This window comes from Desulfovibrio sp. SGI.230 (genome assembly GCF_050313065.1).
In the GTDB taxonomy this organism is placed as follows: Bacteria; Desulfobacterota; Desulfovibrionia; order Desulfovibrionales; family Desulfovibrionaceae; genus Desulfovibrio.
In genome coordinates this window covers 40,809-60,039 of the sequence record NZ_JBNPKS010000009.1, presented here as the reverse complement: position 1 = coordinate 60,039, position 19,231 = coordinate 40,809, and the positions used below count along the sequence as shown (strand labels likewise).

At 65.2% G+C, this 19,231-nt stretch carries 11 protein-coding genes; all 11 read right to left on the bottom strand.

Going from position 1 to position 19,231, the window contains the following annotated elements; all coding sequences use genetic code 11:
* Positions 1-10: 10 nt before the first annotated feature.
* The 11 genes from ACQRAG_RS08480 to ACQRAG_RS08430 all read right to left on the bottom strand — a co-directional run bounded on the left by ACQRAG_RS08480 (position 11) and on the right by ACQRAG_RS08430 (position 19,177).
* The gene (locus ACQRAG_RS08480) at positions 11-8,908 is read right to left on the bottom strand and encodes an amino acid adenylation domain-containing protein (RefSeq protein ID WP_427803613.1); all 8,898 of its coding nucleotides are present in this window, start codon (positions 8,906-8,908) and stop codon (positions 11-13) included.
* Between the two features lie 616 nt (positions 8,909-9,524).
* Positions 9,525-10,082 (bottom strand): hypothetical protein, encoded by a 558-nt coding sequence (locus ACQRAG_RS08475; protein WP_006003923.1) that lies wholly within the window; start codon positions 10,080-10,082, stop codon positions 9,525-9,527.
* Between the two features lie 7 nt (positions 10,083-10,089).
* The gene (gene queC, locus ACQRAG_RS08470; protein WP_204625588.1) at positions 10,090-10,818 is read right to left on the bottom strand and encodes a 7-cyano-7-deazaguanine synthase QueC; all 729 of its coding nucleotides are present in this window, start codon (positions 10,816-10,818) and stop codon (positions 10,090-10,092) included.
* 4 nt (positions 10,819-10,822) lie between these two features.
* On the bottom strand, positions 10,823-11,524 hold the full coding sequence (locus ACQRAG_RS08465) for a thermonuclease family protein (protein ID WP_006003925.1): 702 nt from the start codon (positions 11,522-11,524) through the stop codon (positions 10,823-10,825).
* Positions 11,525-11,526: 2 nt separating this feature from the next.
* On the bottom strand, positions 11,527-13,296 hold the full coding sequence (gene rpoD / locus ACQRAG_RS08460; protein ID WP_006003927.1) for an RNA polymerase sigma factor RpoD: 1,770 nt from the start codon (positions 13,294-13,296) through the stop codon (positions 11,527-11,529).
* Complete coding sequence (gene dnaG, locus ACQRAG_RS08455; RefSeq protein WP_427803612.1) at positions 13,283-15,010, bottom strand: DNA primase; 1,728 nt, start codon at positions 15,008-15,010, stop codon at positions 13,283-13,285. Before dnaG ends, rpoD begins: the two co-directional genes overlap by 14 nt.
* Before the next feature lie 28 nt (positions 15,011-15,038).
* Complete coding sequence (locus ACQRAG_RS08450; RefSeq protein WP_278899799.1) at positions 15,039-17,420, bottom strand: endonuclease MutS2; 2,382 nt, start codon at positions 17,418-17,420, stop codon at positions 15,039-15,041.
* 8 nt (positions 17,421-17,428) lie between these two features.
* Positions 17,429-17,884, bottom strand: a complete 456-nt coding sequence (locus tag ACQRAG_RS08445) for a GatB/YqeY domain-containing protein (protein WP_168934615.1) — start codon at positions 17,882-17,884, stop codon at positions 17,429-17,431.
* 90 nt (positions 17,885-17,974) lie between these two features.
* Complete coding sequence (gene rpsU / locus ACQRAG_RS08440; RefSeq protein WP_040368982.1) at positions 17,975-18,178, bottom strand: 30S ribosomal protein S21; 204 nt, start codon at positions 18,176-18,178, stop codon at positions 17,975-17,977.
* Between the two features lie 194 nt (positions 18,179-18,372).
* Complete coding sequence (locus tag ACQRAG_RS08435; protein WP_204625595.1) at positions 18,373-18,777, bottom strand: YbjN domain-containing protein; 405 nt, start codon at positions 18,775-18,777, stop codon at positions 18,373-18,375.
* A gap of 127 nt (positions 18,778-18,904) precedes the next feature.
* Positions 18,905-19,177, bottom strand: coding sequence for an HU family DNA-binding protein (locus ACQRAG_RS08430; protein WP_168934613.1), 273 nt, complete (start codon positions 19,175-19,177; stop codon positions 18,905-18,907).
* Between the last annotated feature and the right edge of the window lie 54 nt (positions 19,178-19,231).

Sequence of the window (19,231 nt, the reverse complement as noted above, 5' to 3'; positions counted from 1 at the left end):
TCGCTGCCGGTTACGAATTGCTTTCCGTGCCGGGAAGGCTGTCCTGCGGGCCGAAGTTCCGGGGCGTGACGGCATGTGCCGGGCCGGGCCTGCGCATCTGCCTGCGCAGCCGGGCACGCCGTCCGGCCATGGACATGGCGTCCTCTGCGCTGTCCTCCCCGCCCTGCGGGGCCAGGAAGGCGGCAAGATCCCTGATATTGGGATGGGCGAAGATGTCCGTGATGGCCACCTGCCTGTGGAGGAGTTCGCTGATGCGCCGCTGGAAAAGGACCAGCTGCAGCGACGTGGCGCCGAGATCGAAGAAGTTGTCCAGCACGCTGACCGTCTCCTTGCCGAGCATGTCCCGGATGATGGCGGTGAGCTGTTCTTCGGTCTCGCCCTCGGGATGCACGCATGCCGGTCCCGCAGCGGGGCCGGCCCCCAGCGCGGCCAGCTGCCTGCGATCGACCTTGCCGTTGGCGGTGAGCGGTATGGCATCGATGACCGTCAGGGTCTGGGGCACCATGTAATCGGGCAGCCACTGCCGCAAAAGACCTTGCAGGTCTTCGGGCGAGAGCCCCCCGGCCGCGGCCTGGTGGGGAAGGGATTCCGCTAGGGCACGGGTGAAGTCCCAGCCCGGTTCGCGGGTCACCGCCCCCCCTGTCAGGCAGTGCAGGTAGCGGTGCCCGGCTCCCAGGGAGAAGCTGCCGCGCAGCCTGTCGAAATCCAGCGCGCCTATCTGGCACAGACCGGCCCGCTGTTCCATGGCGGTCTCTTCCAGCAGCTGGCTCATGAGTCCGGCTTCGATGAGGACGAACTCTTCGGACCTGTCCCCGTAGAGCGGACGGATGGCCTCCATGTCGGCCACGAGGAACAGGGCGAAGGCACTGTGGGAGAAGATGTCGGCATTGTGGCCGGGGAAGACGGTGGCCGCATCTTCAGGGGCATCGGCCATGCGGACGAGGGCGTTTTCCAGCGGATGATAATAATAGCAGCCGCCATCCAGCTCCCGGATCCTGCCGGGCCTGACCAGGACATAGACCTGTACGGCATAGGTCCAGCCCGCGGAACCGTAGCGGTGCCTGACTACCGGCCACTGGGGGATGTCCAGGCCGCGCAGGCAGCCCAGCAATCTTTCGAACGCTTCCCGTTCCATGGGGGCTTCGGTGAAGCGGCGCGACGAGATGCGGCGGGAGAACAGGGACAGGCTGGTGGCCTCGTCCTCCGTGGCGAGACCGATGCGGGGCAGGCTGTCGAGGTCCTTGCGGAGGTTGTGCCCCGCCTGTTTGTAGGCCAGGCGTTCCACGTCATCCACAAGGGTGATGCCGGCGTCCCTCATGCTCCGGTACCGGGCTTCGCGGGCTTCCGGGCTTTCATCGGACGGTGCCGGCATGACTGCCTGCGGTGCGGGAGACACGAAGCCGGCGAGCCTGTCGCCCTTGTCGCTCCTGAGGGCGATGACGGCGGCATTGCCCACGCCGGGGAGGGCGTTCAGGGCCCGTTCCACCTCGCCCAGCTCGATGCGGAAACCGTTGATCTTGACCTGGCTGTCTTTGCGGCCGAGGAATTCCAAAGTGCCGTCAGGCCAGTAGCGGCCCAGGTCGCCCGTGCGGTACAGGGCCTGCCCGCTGCGGGGATGGCGGAAAAAGGCCGCGGCCGTTTTGGAGGGATCGTTGAGGTAGCCGCGGGCCAGGCCCGCCCCGGTGATGTACAGGTCACCGGCCACAAGATCCGGGCAGGGGCACAGGTCCTGGTCGAGGACAAGATATCCCTGGTTGGCCAGCGGACGGCCGTAGGGGATGCTGTGCCATTCTGCCGGGATACGGTCCACGATCTGGATGTTGGACCAGATGGCGGCTTCGGTGGCCCCTCCGAGGGCGGCAACGGTCATGTCCGGCCACAGTGCGTGCATGCGGTCCGGCATGGCAAGGGGGATCCAGTCGCCACTGAGCAGGGCCAGGCGCAGTCGTTCCGGCCTGTCTTCGGGGTGGTCGTCCAGATAGTCGAGCAGCAGCTGCATGAGCGAAGGGGTGCTGTTCCAGACGGTCACGCCCTGTTCCCGCATCAGGCGGCACCAGGCCGCGGGATCCCTCTCCTGTCCGGGAGCGGGGATGACGACGGCGCCGCCCGCTCCCGTGACGCCGAAAAGGTCGAACACGGAAAGGTCGAAGGACAGGCTGGCAAGGGCGATGACGCGGTCACGGGGCCCAAGGCCCAGACGCTGCCCCAGGTCCGCCAGGGTATTGTGGGCTGCGGCATGGCTGACCATCACCCCCTTGGGCAGGCCTGTGGAGCCGGAGGTATAGATGACATAGGCCAGGCCCTCCGGCGATACGTCCGTATCCGGAAGGGGCGCCGCGGCGGGGGCCGCTTGTTCCGGGAAGGCGCGGAGGACGGGGACGGCCTCGCTGCCGCAGGCTTCGGCCCTGGCTTCCAGGCCGGGCTGCACGAAGCAGAAGCGGACACCGGCATCCTTGAACATGTAGGCGATGCGCTTGTCCGGCAGGGAGGGGGACACGGGCAGATAGGCGCCCCCGGCCCGCAGGATGCCCATGACGGCCACGACCTGTTCCCAGCCCTTTTCCATCATGACGGCCACGATCTCGCCGGGACGCAGACCCCGCGAACGCAGCCCGTTCCCCAGCAGGCGGGAGATGGATTCGGCCTCGGCCCGGGACAGGCTGACGCCTTCGCCGATGACGGCGGCCGGGGCTCCATCCCGGGAGGCGTGGTCCAGGAAGGGGGCGAACAGCGTACGCGGCGGGATGGCCGCTTCTGTGGCATTGGCCGCATGGCGGACGTCTGCCTGTGATGCGGGCAGCCGGTGCAGGGGCACAGGCTGCTGCCAGAGAGCGGCATCCTCGCACAGGGCCGTGAGGAAGTCGCCGTAGACGGTGAACACGGCATCGAGCATCCCCGAGGGGAACAGGTCTTCCACCGCATCCCAGGTATAGACGAGCTGGCCCCGGTATTCGCAGACCTGATGGTCCAGCCATACCTGCGGCGTCTGGGAGACGGCATAGGCCAGCTTCGCTCCCAGGCCGTCGGCCGCGGCGAACGGATCGTCACCGCTGAGGGGCAGGGCGCTGGTGAAGACGACAGCGGAGCGGGAGGAGGTCATGTCCTCGCCGTGATCCTTTGCCAGTTCTCGCAGAACGTCCACGGCGGAGAAACGGCTGTGTCCCATGTCCCGGATCAGCTGCCTGCCGAGAGCCGTTGCGTGCTCCAGGAAGGTGGCGCCTTTTTCCCTTTGGACTTCGAGCAGCAGCAGGCGGGTGAAGTCCCCCACCACGGCCCCCATTTCCTCATGCCGGTACCGGCGGTCGAAGGTCGTGAGCATGAGGCAGAAGTGCGGTTGCGCCGTCCAGCGGGAAAGGACGAGGCTGAAGGCCGCCAGCAGCAGGCCGGAGGGCGTGAGCCCCTGTGCGCGCCCCATTTCCTTGAGGCGGGCCCAGCGTGCGGCATCCAGCATCGCCGTGCGACGATGGAAGCGGGGGGTGCCGAGGCTTTGCGGCGTCCGTGCCAGAGGCAGCTCGGGACCTGCGGGCAGGAAGGGCAGGCGCTGCAGCCAGTACTCCCTGTCCGCCTGCCAGGCGGGCGTGTCCTTTTCCGCCTCGGCCGCCAGGACGCAATCCCTGAAGGAAAGGGCCAGAGGGCTTTTTTCCATTCCCGGGTCGGCATACCAAGCGGCGAGATCCTGCATCAGGATGCCGAAACTGTAGGCATCGGCCACCAGCAGATCCAGCTTGACGTGCAGGCGTATGGTAGCGGCATCCAGACGGCTTGCCGTGATCTCCAGCAGAGGGGCCTTGTCCGTGGGCAGTACCTTGTGGGAAAGCTGTTCCCGTTTCTGCCGGAGGACGCGTTCCTTCTCCTCTTCGGGCAGGGCGGAAAGGTCTTCGAGCGGGATGCGGCAGGCAGGGACCGCAGGCAGGACGCGCTGCCGTCCGTCAGGCGTGATGACGCAGCGCAGCATGTCATGCCGCCTGACGAGGGCATCCAAGGCTTTTTCCAGCCGGGGGACGTCCAGTCCCGTGAAGTCCGCTTCCACATAATTGCTGCAACTGACGCCACCCAGCGTCATGCTGCCGTCCCGTCCGATCCAGTAGGCGTGCTGCACGTCCGTCAGGGGGAAGGGCAGGTGCCTGTCTTCGGGACGGGCAACGATGTCCGTCATCTCCTGAGGGGCGGGAGCGGTCTGTTCCTGCAGGCGCAGACGTTCCCGCAAGGCGGCCAGGGTGGCAGTTTCCATGAGCAGGGCCGGAGGCAGCGTCATGCCGAGGCGTCTGCTCAGGCGTTGCGCCAGCTCCATGAACAGCAGGGAATCGAAACCGGCCCTGACCAGGGGCGTCTCAGGGGACAGGGGGACGTTTTCGGGCAGGCGCAGGACGGCGCGGGCCTCGCGGGAAAGCAGCGCCAGGAGCTCCGCATCGTCAAGACGGTCCGCACGCGCCGTCTCCTGCATGACGCACGATACGTCGGGGATCTCCAGCGGGGCGGGAGAGCGGCGTGCGGGCAGGGCGGCAGGGGCGTCTGTCATGTCCGTGCCGCCGAACCAGAAGCGCTCGCGTGCAAAAGGATAGGTCGGCAACGGTATGCGCCGGGCAGCGCTGCCCGCATGGACGGCAGTCCAGCGCACGTTTGTACCGCGTGTCCAGCAGCAGGCCAGCACCGCGGCCATATGCTGCGGCGTCGCGGCGGCATCGGGAGCGAAGGCGGGGAGCAGCAGCGGCGTGTCCGCGGTATTGCCGTCGGGAAGGTCGCCGGGACGCATGGCCAGGATGTCGGCGGATGGGGCAAGGCGCCGGGCCTGGGCGATGGCATGGGCTTCTTCCGGGGTTCCGGTCGTGGGGGCATATGCCCGCCAGAAGGCGGGATCGCGGGCTTCTTCGGCGGAGATGAGCCTGCTGCGGCCCAGATCGAACAGGGGGAGGGAGACGGTCCCGGCTTCCGGGGCGCGGACCTTGAACTGCGGGATGGGGGCTCCATCACCTTCAAGGGCCCGGTACAGGGCAAGGCCTTCTTCCGGGTCGAGATGGCCTGCAAGGCAGGCCGCCACAGACACCGTCGCCGGTGTGCAGAGGATGGCCGCAGGTTCGCCGAGCATACGGCGCCAGGCTTCGGCCGTGGCCATAAGAGCCAGGAACGCCCTTGCCTGTCCATCCGTCTCCGTCCCGGAGGGCAGCTGCTCCAGCAGTGCGGTGCGGGCGGAGGCCAGCGGCGGGACATCCGGGAGGGAAGCGTCGGGGCTGCCCGTCATGCTGTCGAGGAAGAAGACCACCGGACGGTGCGGCGCGCTGTCCGGCACATGGCCCATGAAGGGCACGGGCATCCCCGAGGCGAGCTGTTCCAGCCCCCGGACGATATCAGGGCCCGCGAGGGCCGCACGGCAGGGCAGGAAGGCCCGGCCGGTGCCGCAGGTCAGGCAGGCATCGGCCATCTCCCGTTCCGGTGCCCGGGCAAGGTGTTTCCTGTAGTCTGCCGCCAGCTCCCGCAGCTGGCCTTCCGATGCGGCCGCCAGCGGCAAGACGGGGAGAGGTCCGGGGAGCGTGCCGGAAGGCGCGTCTGTCAGGGGAGCTTCTTCGAGGATGACATGGACATTGGTCCCGCCAAAGCCGAACGAGCTGACACCGGCCCGGCGGGGACGTCCCGGGGTCCGGGGCCACGGGGTGGTGGCGACGGGGATGGCGGCCGGGATGCCGTCTGTCCTGATCTCAGGATTGAGGCGTTTCAGGTGCAGGTGCGGCGGGATGGCCGCGGCCTGCAGGGAAATGAGGACGCGGCAGACCCCGGCAAGACCGGCGGCAGCCTCAAGGTGGCCGACGTTCGTCTTGATGGAGGAGATCAGCAGGGGGCGATCGGCCTCCCTGCTGCCGCTGTAGACATCGCTGATGGCGCCGAATTCGATGGGGTCGCCCAGGGGCGTGCCGGTGCCGTGGGCTTCGATGCCGTCGATGTCCGCGGCCGTAAGCCCGGCGTTATGGAGAGCTTCGCGCAGCAGGCGGGCCTGGGCCCGGCGGCTGGGGGCCGTAAGGCCGTTGCTTCGGCCGTCCTGGTTGACTGCCGAGCCGCGGACGATGCCCAGGATGGGATCCTGGTCGTTCAGGGCCTTCTCCAGCGTTTTAAGAACGAGCACCACGCAGCCTTCGGCGCGGACATAGCCGTCGGCGTCGGCGGAAAAGGTCTTGCAGCGGCCGTCCGGGGCCATGAGATGGGCGTCGGTGAAGATATCCTGTCCTTCGCTTCCGGCCAGGATATTGACGCCGCAGGCAAGAGCGGTCTCGCATTCGCCGTCCCGCAGGCTGCGGCAGGCCAGGTGCAGGGCCAGCAGCGAGGACGAGCAGGCGCTGTCTACGGCCATGCTCGGGCCTTCGAACCCGTAGAAATAGGAAAGGCGGTTGGCCGCGATGCTGTGGGCGTTTCCCGTCCCCACATAGGCGTTGAGGCTCTGGCCGCACTGGAGACGGCGGTTCTCGTAATCGGAAGAGCTGATGCCCGTGAAGACGCCTGTGCGGCTGCGGCGCAAGCTGTCCGGCGCGATCCCGGCCCGCTCCAGGGCCTGCCAGGAGACTTCCAGCAGCAGGCGCTGCTGGGGATCGATCTCCACGGCTTCGCGGGGAGAGATACCGAACAGAGCGGCATCGAAAGCGCTGATGTCGTCCAGAAAACCACCCCAGACAGCCCTGTCCCCGTCTTCAGGAGCGGCCGTACCGTCCCGGTGGGCGGGGTCGCGCCGGGTGATGGCATCCTTGCCGCCGAAGAGCAGTGCCTCCAGAGCCTCGGGGCTGTCGGCGCCCGGCAGACGGCAGGCCATGCCGATGATGGCCACCGCTTGTTGTCCGGCGCAGTGCGCGGGCAACGGGGCTTCATCGGAAAGGTCCCCGGCCATGAACGACGCCAGCGAGGCGATGTCGGCATGGTCATAGAACAGGGTCGCGGGCAGAGGACGGCCGCAGGCCTGCTGCAATTCCCCGGTCAAGGCTACGGCCGTGGCCGATCCCATGCCCAGGGAGCTGAACGGCGTGTGCAGGCCCACGCTGTCCGGGGAAAGCCCCAGGCGCGCGGAAAGGCCGTCACGCAACCAGTTTTGCCAGGCCTCGCGGGAGGCGGGGGCATCCTGCTCCTGCGGGGGACGAGTCCAGGCGGGGGCCCCGGCGCGGGGCTCTTCCCGCCATTCCGCCAGTACGGGCAGTTCGCCGTGAAGGTAAAGATGGCGGCACAGGGACTGCTGGATCTTGCCGCTGGTGGTCTTGGGCACGCCATGCCGCTTGCAGAGGACGACGGCGCAGGGGGAGATGTCGAATTCTTCGGAAAGGCTGCGCCGGATGGCCGCCAGCGTCGCCTCGTGGGCTGTCGCGGGCAGGCGGGTCTCGAAGACCATGACCAGCCGTTCGCCGGCATCGCTGTCGATGCCGAAGGCGGCAGCGCCATTCTGCTCCAGCCCCGGCACGTTCTGCAGGACGCATTCCTCAAGGTCCTGCGGGAAAAAATTGCGGCCGTTGAGGATGATCATTTCCTTGCATCTCCCGGAGACGAAAAGATGCCCCCCGGACATGAAGCCCATGTCACCTGTCCGCAGGAAGGGCCCTTCGCCGGATCCGGCCAGCACGGCATGCAGGACGGTCTTCGTGGCTTCGGGCTGTTCCCAGTATCCCGGAGAAACGCACGTCCCCCTGATCCAGATCTCGCCCAGCTCCTTTTCTTCGACCTCCCGGCATGTCTGGGGATCGACGATGCGCACGTCGTTGTTACGCCCGGCCGTGCCGCAGGAAAGCAGCGGCATGGCATCGGCGTGCTGCTCCTGCAGGAAGCGTATGCGGCCTGCGGCATATTCCTGCTTGTCGAGAAAAACGGCAAAATCGCCGTCATTTTTCCAGCAGCCTGTGGTGAACAGCGTGTTCTCCGCAAGGCCGTAGCAAGGATAGAAACTGGCAGGATCGAGACCGGCGGAACTGAAACGCTCCAGAAAACGGCGGATGGTCTTCAGGCGGATGGGCTCGGAGCCGCAGTAGCAGACGGAAAGCGAACTGAGATCCAGCTCCCGGAGCCGATCCTCCGGGATGCGGTCGCAGCAAAGATCATAGGCAAAGTTGGGGCCGCCCGTCAGCTGGGCGCGATAGTGGGTGACGGCGCGCAGCCAGCAGAGAGGTTGGCGCAGGAAGGCCATGGGAGGCATGGTGACGCACAGGCAGCCCAGATGGAGCGGCGTCAGGATGCCGCCCACGAGGCCCATGTCGTGGAAGGGGGGCAGCCAGCTGACGGTGGGAATATTTTCCCGGAGCCGCATGTGCCCGGCGATGCTGTCCAGATTGGCCATGATGTTGCCGTGAGTGATGATGACTCCTTTGGGGCTGCTGGTGGAGCCGGAGGTATATTGCAGCCATCCGGGCGTATGCGCAGTCAAAGGAAGTTCCTGCCAGGACCGGGACAAGGCATCGTCGGTCTCATCAAGGCAGATGATCCGTATGCTGTCGGCAAAATGGACGCGTTCGGCCAGTTCTTCCACCGCCTTGCGCAGACGTGCGGAAGTGATGAAGACGCGTGAGCCGGAGTCTTCCACAATGCGGGCCAGACGATTGAATGTGCGGGCCATGCGGGCCAGGCCCGGAGGTGTCATGGGAACGGCGATGGCCCGCGCGTACAGGCAGCCGAAAAAGGCCGCGATGAATTCCAGGCCCGGCGGCAGCATCAGCAGGACGGGACGGCCGTCGCCCTGACCTGTGGCCTGGATGGCCGCGGCAATGGCACGCGCCCGCATGTCGAGGCGGCTGTACGAGCAGAGCTCGGCATTTTCCGCTTTTCCGTCGGGAAGAAAACTGAGCGCCGGAGAGTCGGGGTGGCTCAGGGCTTTTTTACGGATGCCGTCGATGATGGAGACGAAGGCATCATCTCCGGTCTTGCATGTCGTACCGGGACACTGCGTCGCCATGTTCCCTCCTTTTCTGGGTGGGCCAGAGCAAAGGGCATCCCGTGGGCACGGCGGACAGACCGGCGCAAAGCTCCGGTCATGCAGACCGGTAGCGGATAAGCGCACGAAGGAGCGGGGCCGTTACACCGGGGGGTGTTTGTTCTGGCAAAGTGCCCTGGAGCGTTCAGCTGGAAGCTGGCCCCGGGCATACAGGACAGCAGGGAGCTCCGCAGAAAGGAGCAAAGGAGGATCTTCTGGATATGATGCCGGGGAGAATCATGGAGGGCAGGACGGTGAGGGACACGGGGAGGCGTTTGCCGCGGGGCAGGCTGGATGCGGCGGAGAGCGAGCGGGAGGCAGGGTAGTGCATGGCAATGGGGTCTGGCTGAGGGTGTGGGAGGTTTCTTGATAAGACATATTGAAAAAGAATTTCAAAGTCAATAAGGAAAGCGTAATTCTTCAAAAAAATTATATTTTCGTAAAAAAGTCGTGCCTCCTCGTGTAAACGGAGGCACGACATGCTGAAAATCATCGGGGGGCTTGCTGATGGTACGGCGGGCTTCGCCGGGAGCAGACAGGGACAAAAAAAGCCTGTCCCCAAGGACAGGCTTTTTTACGTGCAATGTGTGTGTCGCAGCTAATCCGCCGCGATCTCGTACTGGTCCAGTTTGTCCCAGATGGCGGTGATGACCAGGGCCATGACCGCGGCCAGACGGGCCTGGATCTTCTTCAGGATCTCGGGCGTGATGCGGCTGTCCTCGTCATAGCCCAGGCGGCGGCAGAAGAGCACGGGGCACTGGTGCTGCTTTTCCTGCGCCAGCAAGGGCATGTAGGCGGCAAAGGGGCCGTCCACGAAGGCATTGAGGCTGTCCTCGGAGACAGGCACGGCCTGGGTATGCAGGCTGGCGCCTTCGGCTTTGGCCGTGGCGGCCAGCAGTTCGCCGGTGCGGCGCAGATAGCCCACCAGCACGCTATTGGGCGCGTGCTGCATGAGCCCGGCCGTGACCGTGGCATGGACGAAGGCCCGCCACTCGGCGCAGAAGTCGGGCAGGGCGCCGGGCTCCGTCAGGCAGGCTTCGGGGATCTCCGCACCGAAAGCCAGATTGACGATATGCTCGCGCTTGCTGTTGAGCTCAAAGAGGATGCAGGCGGCATCCATGCCCTGGGCGGCGGTCAGTTGTTTCTTGGCTGCCATGACGGCCTCACTTCTGGTGATAGCGGGAAAGATAGACCTCATAGCCGTGGGCGCGCAGCTTGCAGGCCGGGCACTGGCCGCAGCCGTAGCCCCAGGGATAGCGCTCGCCGCGCGTGCCCTCGTAGCAGGTATGGCTCTGCTCGAGGATGCAGTCCACCAGCGGCATGCCGCCCAGATCTTCGGCCAGGCGCCAGGTATCGGCCTTGTCCAGCCACATGAGCGGCGTATGCAGCACGAAATGGCTGTCCATGCCGGTATTGAGGGCCACCTGCATGGCCTTGATGCTGTCGTCGCGGCAGTCCGGGTAACCGGAGGAGTCGCTCTCGCACACGCCCAGCACCAGATGGCGGATGTTTTTGCCGTAGGCCCAGGCTGCGGCGTGCATGATGAACAGCAGGTTGCGGCCCGGCACGAAGGTGTTGGGGATGCCTTCGCCTTCCTGCTCGATGGGCATGTCCGAGGTCAGGGCCGTGTCGGCCAGCTGGCGGAACAGGCTGATGTCCAGCAGGGTGTCGGGCCCCAGACGGTCCTGCCATTCCGGCTTGAGGGCCGCGATGGCGCTGCGGACCTTGCCGCGGCATTCCAGTTCCACGGAGTGGCGCTGGCCGTAATCGAAGCCCAGCGTATGGACGCGGGCAAAGCGGGAAAGGGCCCAGGCAAGGCAGGTGGCCGAATCCTGGCCGCCGGAAAAGATGACCAGGGCCTGCTGGTCGGAAAGGGGAGGCTGATGGGACATGATCTTATTTTTCCTCCGGCCAGAAGGGGCAGACGCGGGCCGGGGCATAACCGGCCATGAAGGCATCCATGAGGGTGCCGAAATGGATGCGGTTGCGGGGCTTCATCTTCTGGGCGTCAGGGCAGTCGGCAGGGAAGAAGCGCAGGGAATTGCGGTTGCCGGTGTAATTTTTCAAGGCTTCGGGGCGGGAGAGCACCTCGGCCCACATGCCGCGCCGTTCCTTGATGGCTTCGGCCTGCAGGGCCAGCAGCCAGTCCTGGTACTCTTTGTCCAGCCCCTTGTGGGGATAGAAGAAGGCCGCGCCTTCACGCACCATGATGCCGTTGAGCGAGCGCCCGTCCTTGAGGCGCACGTCCGCGACGATGCGGCCGTACTTGTCCTTGCCTTCCTTGTCCACGGCAAAGAACCGGACCTCCTGGCCGCGGGCCAGACGGGTGAGCAGTTCCCGCGCTTCGCGGGCGTAGAACTGGGGCTTGCCCTTGCGGGGCTTGAGCTCCGGCGTGTCGATGCCGGCCAGGCGCACGCGGCTGCGGTTGGTCAGCTGCATGGTGTCGCCGTCCAGACAGGAAGCCACCGAGGTCTTGCCCCGGACGGCGATCTGTTCCAGATGGGGCAGGGCGTCCGTCTGTGCGCGGCCCGTGCCGGGGAAGGCCCCGGCCACGAGCACGCAGCACAGGAAAAGGATCAGGCAGAGGCTACGCAGCATGACTAGTTTTCGTAGTAGGAACGCAGGGGCTGGCTGCGCACGGGATGACGCAGCTTGCGCAGGGCCTTGGCTTCGATCTGGCGGATGCGTTCACGGGTGACGTTGAAGAGCTTGCCCACTTCTTCCAGGGTATGGTCGCTCTTTTCGGCGATACCGAAACGCTTGCGCAGCACCTGTTCTTCGCGGGGCGTCAGATCGGCCAGCACGGCCGCCAGCTGTTCGGACAGCTTGGTATTGATGACTTCCTCGGCGGGGGCCACGGCCTTCTTGTCCTCGATGAAATCGCCCAGGCTGGAATCTTCCTCGTCGCCGATGGGCGTTTCCAGCGAGATGGGTTCCTTGGCGATCTTGAGCACCTTCTTGACCTTTTCCACCGGGTATTCCATGCGCTCGGCGATCTCTTCGGGCGTGGGATCGCGGCCCAGCTCCTGCACCAGGTAACGCGAGGTGCGGATGAGCTTGTTGATGGTCTCGATCATGTGCACCGGGATACGGATGGTGCGGGCCTGGTCCGCGATGGCGCGGGTGATGGCCTGACGGATCCACCAGGTGGCGTAGGTGGAGAACTTGTAACCGCGCTGGTACTCGAACTTGTCCACGGCCTTCATGAGGCCAATGTTGCCTTCCTGGATGAGGTCCAGGAACTGGAGACCGCGGTTGGTGTACTTTTTGGCGATGGAGACCACCAGACGCAGGTTGGAGCGGATGAGCTCCTGCTTGGCGCGCATGGCGGCGGTGTTGCCGCGCTTGATGCGCCACAGCACTTCTTCCAGGTCGTTGACGTTGTGGCAGCACTTTTCCTGCAGGCGGCTCAGGATCTCGATCTTGCCGATGATCATTTCCTTGAAGGAGAAGAGCTCGTCCACACTGAGCTTGAGGTCGCGGGCGGCATCATTGGGATTGATGGTGCGCTGCTCAAGGCCGGTGAACATCTCCTGGATCTCGGCCTGGGTACGCCCGGTGGACAGGATGTAGGCCGAAAGGTCGCGCTGGCAGTTGTGCATCTGGCGCACGTAGTCCTCGACCGTTTCGATGATGCGGTCGATGAGGGTCTTTTCCAGCTTGATGTCGCGCAGGCGGGTGACGATCTCTTCCTTGTAGCTGATGATCTCCTTCTGGATGGCGGTCACCTTGCGGTCAAGGGTGTTGCAGTCGTCCAGCTTCTTGTAGATCTTGCGCTTTTTCTTGAAGATCTGCTTGATCTCGTCCAGCAGCAGGATGACGCGGGAGCGCTGGTTGAGCTCGTCTTCGCTGGGATCGTCTTCTTCGATGGTCTTGACTACGTCCTTGAGCTTGATGCGGTTCTGGCGCAGGTCCTCGCCCACGTTGATGAGCTCTTCCACGGCCACGGGCACTTCCACCAGGGCGTAGAGCACGTCCTGTTCGCCCATCTCGATCTTTTTGGCGATGACCACTTCACCGTCGCGATCCAGCAGGGGCACGGCGCCCATCTCGCGCAGGTACATGCGCACCGGGTCGGTGCTGCGCGAGGAATAGTCGGCGGATTCTTCGTCTTCGGCCAGCTCCAGGGAGCCGTCCATGGCGTCGTCGTCGGTTTCGGTGGGCGTGGCGGAGATTTTTTTGCCGTCCTTTTCGGAATCGACGATGGCGATCTCCAGCTGCTCAAAGATGCCGATGATCTCCTCGAACTGCTCGGGGGTGTTCATCTCCACGGGAAGGGCTTTGTTGACCTCGTCGAAGGTCAGGTAGCCCATGCCCTTGCCCTTGGCGATGAGGCTTTGAATTTGCTGGATATCTTTAAGATTGCTCATGTCCCTGCTCCAAGGTTTCCTGCAGTGCGCGAAGATATTCCAAATCAGCGGCAAAGTCGCCGGTGCCGGTGTTCTGCCGCAGGGCGGCCGTCACGGACTGGCGCTGGGTTGCCGCATAATAGGCATCAAGATCATGGCGCAGGGCTGCCAGCTCCCTGTCGCCGTCATCACGGGGGGCCGCTTCGGCGCCCCGGCAGAAGGACCAGAAATTCTTTTCGCGCTGGTCCAGATGGTAGGGGGCCTCGTCAGAGCCCCATTCTTCGATCTTGTCCCACAACTGACGGGCGATGTCCGACTGCAGGGCCAGGTCAGCGCCCAGATCCCGCAGATCGTCCAGTCGGTCGGGGTAGCGGACCGCATACATCATGATCTGGCGGTCCCGCATGTTCTGTCGCGCCCGGCTGGGGCGCGTGGTCTGTCCGTCAGGGCCGGGACGTCTGCTGTCGGCCAGTCCCTGACGCAATTCCGCCTCGGAAAGCTGCAGGTGGGTGGCCAGCCGTGACACATAGGGGCTGACCAGCTCCGGCACTTCCACATGGCGCAAAAAATTCTTGGCCCATTCCACGGTCTCGCGCGGGGCCAGGGCGCGCAGCACGTCCAGACAAAAACGCAGCCCGTCCGGCGCCTGGGCCTGCAGGGCCTCGAAGGCCTCCACGCCCTGCGTGCGCAGCAGGCTGTCGATGTCCTCGCCTTCGGGCATCAGGACAACGGTGCAGGCCAGACCGCGGGTGAGCAGCATCTCGCAGGAACGCAGGGCGGCCTTGCGGCCGGCGCGGTCCCCGTCGAACAACAGGGTGAGCTGCGAGGTGAAGCCCGAAAGACGCTTGATCTGGTCCGGGGTCAGGGCGGTGCCCAGCACGCCCACGGCATTGTCGTAGCCGAACTGGTGCAGGGTCAGCACGTCCATGTAGCCCTCGGTCAAAAGGGCCCGTCCCTTTACAGTAATGCCTTTTCTGGCCTGGGCAAGACCGTAAAGATGTTCTCCTTTCTTATAGATGGGCGTATCGGAACTGTTGATGTACTTGGCTTCGTCCTCGTCCGCGATGATACGCCCGCCAAAGGCGATGACCTGGTTGGAAAGGTTTTTGATGGGAAAGATGAGACGGCCCCGAAAGCGGTCATAGACCGAGCCCCGGTCCGAGCGTCCCACCAGTCCGGCCTCGGCGGCCAGGCACATGTCGTAGCCCGCGCGCTGCAGGGCCAGGTCCAGCGAATGCCAGTCACGCCGCGCCCAGCCCAGACCGAAACGCTCCACGATCTCCGGGCTCAGGCCGCGCCGCTGTATGTAGGCCCGGCACTCCTCGGCTTCCGGGCTTTTGAGGGCCGCGGCAAAATGGGCCGCCGCCAGCTCGTACATGCGCAGCATGGTCTGGCGGGAAGAACGCCGCTGCCGGTCCTCTTCCTGCCGTTTTTTGTCAACGGGCCCGCGATCCAGCGTGATGCCGGCCTCGGCGGCCAGCTGCTCCAGGGTCTCGCGGAAATCCAGGCCGTTGATGCGGCCGTAGAAATCGAAGATGTCCCCGGACGCCTGGCAGCCGAAACAGTAGAACAGGCCCTGTTCCTCGTTGACCGAGAAACTGGGCTTGGTCTCCTGATGGAAGGGGCAGGGCGCCACCCAGCGCGGCCCGTTACGCTTGAGATCCACGTAACGGCGCACGATATCCGTGATGTTGAGCCGCTCCTTGATGGCGCGGATGGCATCTCTGGACTGCATGAGGCCCCCGCCGGACTGCCCGGCTGTGCTAGCGCAGGTTGACGATGGTCATGCCATCGCCGCCGCGATCCTCCGGAGCGGTGGCAAAACGGGCCACGGCCGGGAAGGAGCGCAGAAAATCATGGATTTGGCGACGCAGGGCGCCGGTGCCGCGACCGTGCACGATCTCCACTTCACTGAAGCCGGAAAGCAGGGCCTTGTCCAGGAAGCGTTCCACTTCGGCCTGGGCCTGGTCGGCACGCATGCCGCGCAGGTCGAGGCGCAGGGCGGGCGCATCGTCGTTGGCGATGGCGGCCTTGACCGGAGAGACGCGCTGCGGCGCACGGGGGGCCGCAGCCTGGGCGGACTGGCCGCTCTGGCGCACGTCCTTCATGGCGGCCCACAGGCTCACGCCGTTGAGGTCCACGCGCACGCGCTTGCGGCGTTCGTCCACGTCGGTCACCACGCCGCGCTTGTTGAACACGGTATGGAAGACCTGCTGGCCGGGCGCGAAATGTTCGATCTGCGGCAGCACCGAGGTCTCTTCCTGCACCACGGGCGCGGCCAGATCGGCACGCAGGCGCGACATCTCTTTCAGGGCCTGCTTGTGGGTGGCGCGACCTTCCTTCCAGGCGCGCATGAGTTCGCCGGCCTTGGCGCGCACTTCGTCATGCAGGCGCAGGCGTTCCTTCTCGGTCTTCTCGCGCATGATCTGGGTGTCGCGGCGGGCCTTTTCCTGCTCCTGACGCAGACGGGCGATCTCCTGCTCGCGCTCGGCGGCCAGGGCATTGAGGCGGCCCAGCAGGGCGCTGGTGTCCTGCCCGTCCTGCAGGAGATAATGCTCCGCACGGCGCAGGATGCTTTCCGGCAGGCCATGCTCGCGGGCCACGTCCAGGGCCTGGCTGGCGCCCACCTGATCGTAGGCCAGCTTGAAAAGGGGCTTCTTGCTCTGCGGGTCGAAGAGCACCGAAGCGGCCCGCGCGCCTTCGCGCGACAGGGCATAGGTCTTGAGGGCCGGGAAGTGGGTGGCGGCCAGCACGAAGGTCTGCTTGTCCAGCAGGCCGTCCAGCACGCCCTGTGCCAGGGCCGCGCCCTGGGCGGGATCGGTGCCGGCGCCGAATTCGTCCAGCAGCACGAGGCCGGTGCTGTCCAGATGCTTCCAGGCTTTGGCCAGATGCTGGATCTGGGCCGTGAAGGTGGAAACGTTGTCTTCCAGGCTCTGCTCGTCGCCGATGAAGGCATCCACACGGCCGAACCAGGGCAGATGCGAACCGGCGGCCGCGGGCACGGGCAGGCCGCTCAGGGTCATGGCCACGCACAGGCCCAGGGTCTTGAGGCAGACGGTCTTGCCGCCGGCGTTGCCGCCGGTGATGATGAGGGCCCGTTCGCCGGGACGCAGCACGATGTCCAGCGGGCGCACCTGCTGCAGGCCGCCGCTCTTGCCGCGTTCGTCCTTGCGCTGGCGCAGGCTGACCAGGGCCAGCAGGGGATGGCGGGTCTCCAGCAGGCAGACGCCTTCCTCCACGGGCGAGAGCGGCACACAGCGGCCGTCGTATTCGGCGGCCAGGCGGCGCTTGGCCTGCAAAACGTCCAGCTGGGCCAGCAGTTCCAGGGCGGCACGCGCCCCGGGCAGTTCGGCCAGCAGCAGGCTGCGCAGATAGGCCAGCACCTTGTGCTCTTCCTCGCGCTCCTCGCGTTTCAGCTCCTGGAGGCGGTTGTTGATCTCCACCAGGAACATGGGCTCGAAATAGCAGGTCTCGCCGGTCTGGGACCAGTCATGGATGATGCCCTGCATGCGGCCCTTGAAGTTGGCCTTGAGGGGCAGCACATAGCGGTCCGAGGACAGGGTCATGAACTCGTCCTGCAGCCAGGCCAGCATATTGTACTGCATGGCGTAGTCCTTGACCCGGCGCATGCAGTTCTGGTGCAGGCGGCGCAGTTCGCTGCGCACCTGGAAGAGTTCGGGCGAGCTCTCGTCGCGGATCAGGCCGTCATCGGAGATGCAACGCAGCAGGGCCGCCGTGAGCTGCACGGGCAGCGGCGTTTCCTGGGCCAGGGCCAGCAGGTGCGGCCACTGGTCCTCGGCTTCGGGCAGGGCGATGGAGGCATGGGCGGCCTTGGCCAGCCGCAGCATCTCGCGCAGGGCCCAGAAGGCATCGGTATCGGGCTGCAGGCCGGGCTTTTCGGCCACCCGCAGGAAGGCGCCCACATCGGGGAAGGCCCCCAGGGCAAAGCCGCCCTCGCCCATGGGACGGGCGGCCCAGACGGCGGATTCGTCATACAGGCGCGCCGCGTGGGTGACGGCGGCGGCGTCTTCCAGCGGACGCAGCTCAAGAGCACGCTCGCGGCCGGCCGGGGAAAGGCACAGGCTGGCGAGGTGCTCCGTGATCTGCGGGAATTCGAGCGCGTGGAGAGTGCGGCTGTGGATCATGGATGCTCTTAGGCGGTCAGGCGGGCCTTGACGGCGGCGGAAAGGGCCTTGCCGTCCACACGGCCCTTGTGGGTGGCCATGATGGCGGAGATGACCTTGCCCATCTCGCGGGGCGAGGTGGCGCCCACTTCGGCGATGGTGGCATCGATGAGGGCGGTCAGCTCTTCTTCGGTCAGGGGCTTGGGCAGGTAGCTCTGGATGACGGCCAGTTCGGCGGCTTCCTTGTCGGCCAGATCCTGACGGCCGGCGGAGGTGTACTGCTCGATGGAGTCCTGACGCTGCTTGCCTTCCTTGATGATGAGGTCGAGCATCTCGGCATCGTCCAGGGTGCCGCCGGGACGGCACAGGTCCACCAGACGGTTCTTGACGGCGGTCTTGAGCAGGCGCAGGACGGTCAGACGCACGGCGTCCTTGGCCTTGTAGGCCTGGACGTAATCTTTTTCGATAGTTTCAAACAGGCTCATGGCGTTGGGATGGGTAGGGGGTGAAAAGAGGAACTGCGGAAGACCACGAGGGCCTTCCGCAGTTCAAAGGTGACGTGCAAGGCCTGAGAACTAGGCCATGTTCATCTTTCTGATTTTCTTCATCAGGCGCTTACGGGCAGCAGCCTTCTTCTTCTTGCGCATCACGCTGGGCTTTTCGTAGTGCTGGCGCTTTTTCATTTCGGACAGCACACCGGCCTTTTCCACCTGCTTCTTGAAGCGGCGCAGCGCGATATCGAAGTTGTAATCGTCTTCGTTCAGAAACACTCCGGGCACGAATATCACCCCCTCCTGCGAGAGCTCCGGCCAGGCCGGGCAATGACGCGGGCGTCATTCGACCTTGTTTGCAAGGTCAAGGACAGTCTTGTAGTCCTGATGCCCAAAAAAGGCAAGCATTTTTTTACAGGACACATAAAGGAGAGGGCAGCGGGCGCGGGCCCCTGCCGGAAGGTGCCGAAAGGACGGAAAGGCTACTCGGCGTCGGAGTCGTCTTCTTCGCAGGCGTCAAAGACGCTTTCCTGCATGTCCAGCAGCAGCTCCACATAGCGGCGCAGGTTGCTGCGGAAGAGTTCCGGCGTGGCCAGGCCTTCCACGCAGAAGCGGATCTCGAAGCATTCGTCTTCGATCTCGCCGATGTAGGCCTTGGCGATCCGGTATTCGCGGGAGGCTTCGGAAGCGGCGCTGTAGAAGAGCTCCAGCTGATCCATGTCGTCCACTTCGAAGGCGCAGACCAGAGAGAAGAAGTCCTTGTCTTCCTCGTCGAGGATGAGGGAAAGGGAGATCTCGCCCGCGAGGAAGGAGATGTCGCCGTCTTCGTCGATCTCAGGCTGGAAGCCTTCTTCAGCCAGGGCATCGAAACAGAATTTCTTGTCCATTGGGGGTGATCCTTTTCCCGGCGTGGCCGGGGCCGGGGCTTGGCGGTCCTGGGGACCATGAGGAGGCGGCGGAGAAAAGATAAAACAGGCGGGGCCTGTTTTATCTTTTCCGGAAAATGGGGGTCGGCTAGTCGAGGGCGTCCTTGAGCATCTTGCCGGGACGGAATTTCACCATCTTGCAGGCGGGGATGGTCAGGGTCTCGCCGGTACGGGGGTTGCGGCCCTGGCGTTCCTTGCGGGTCTCCACCACGAAGGTGCCGAAACCGGTCAGGGTCAGCTTGTCGTCCTTGGCCAGGGATTCTTCCACAGAAGCCAGGAAGGCATTGAGCGCGCGTTCAGCAGCGGCTTTGGTCAGATTGGCCTTGGCGGCAATCTTTTCAACCAGGTCAGCCTTGGTCATTGGGATATCCTCCTCATCTCGTCAGTGATACGCCATGTCCGCCGCGGGGCGGAT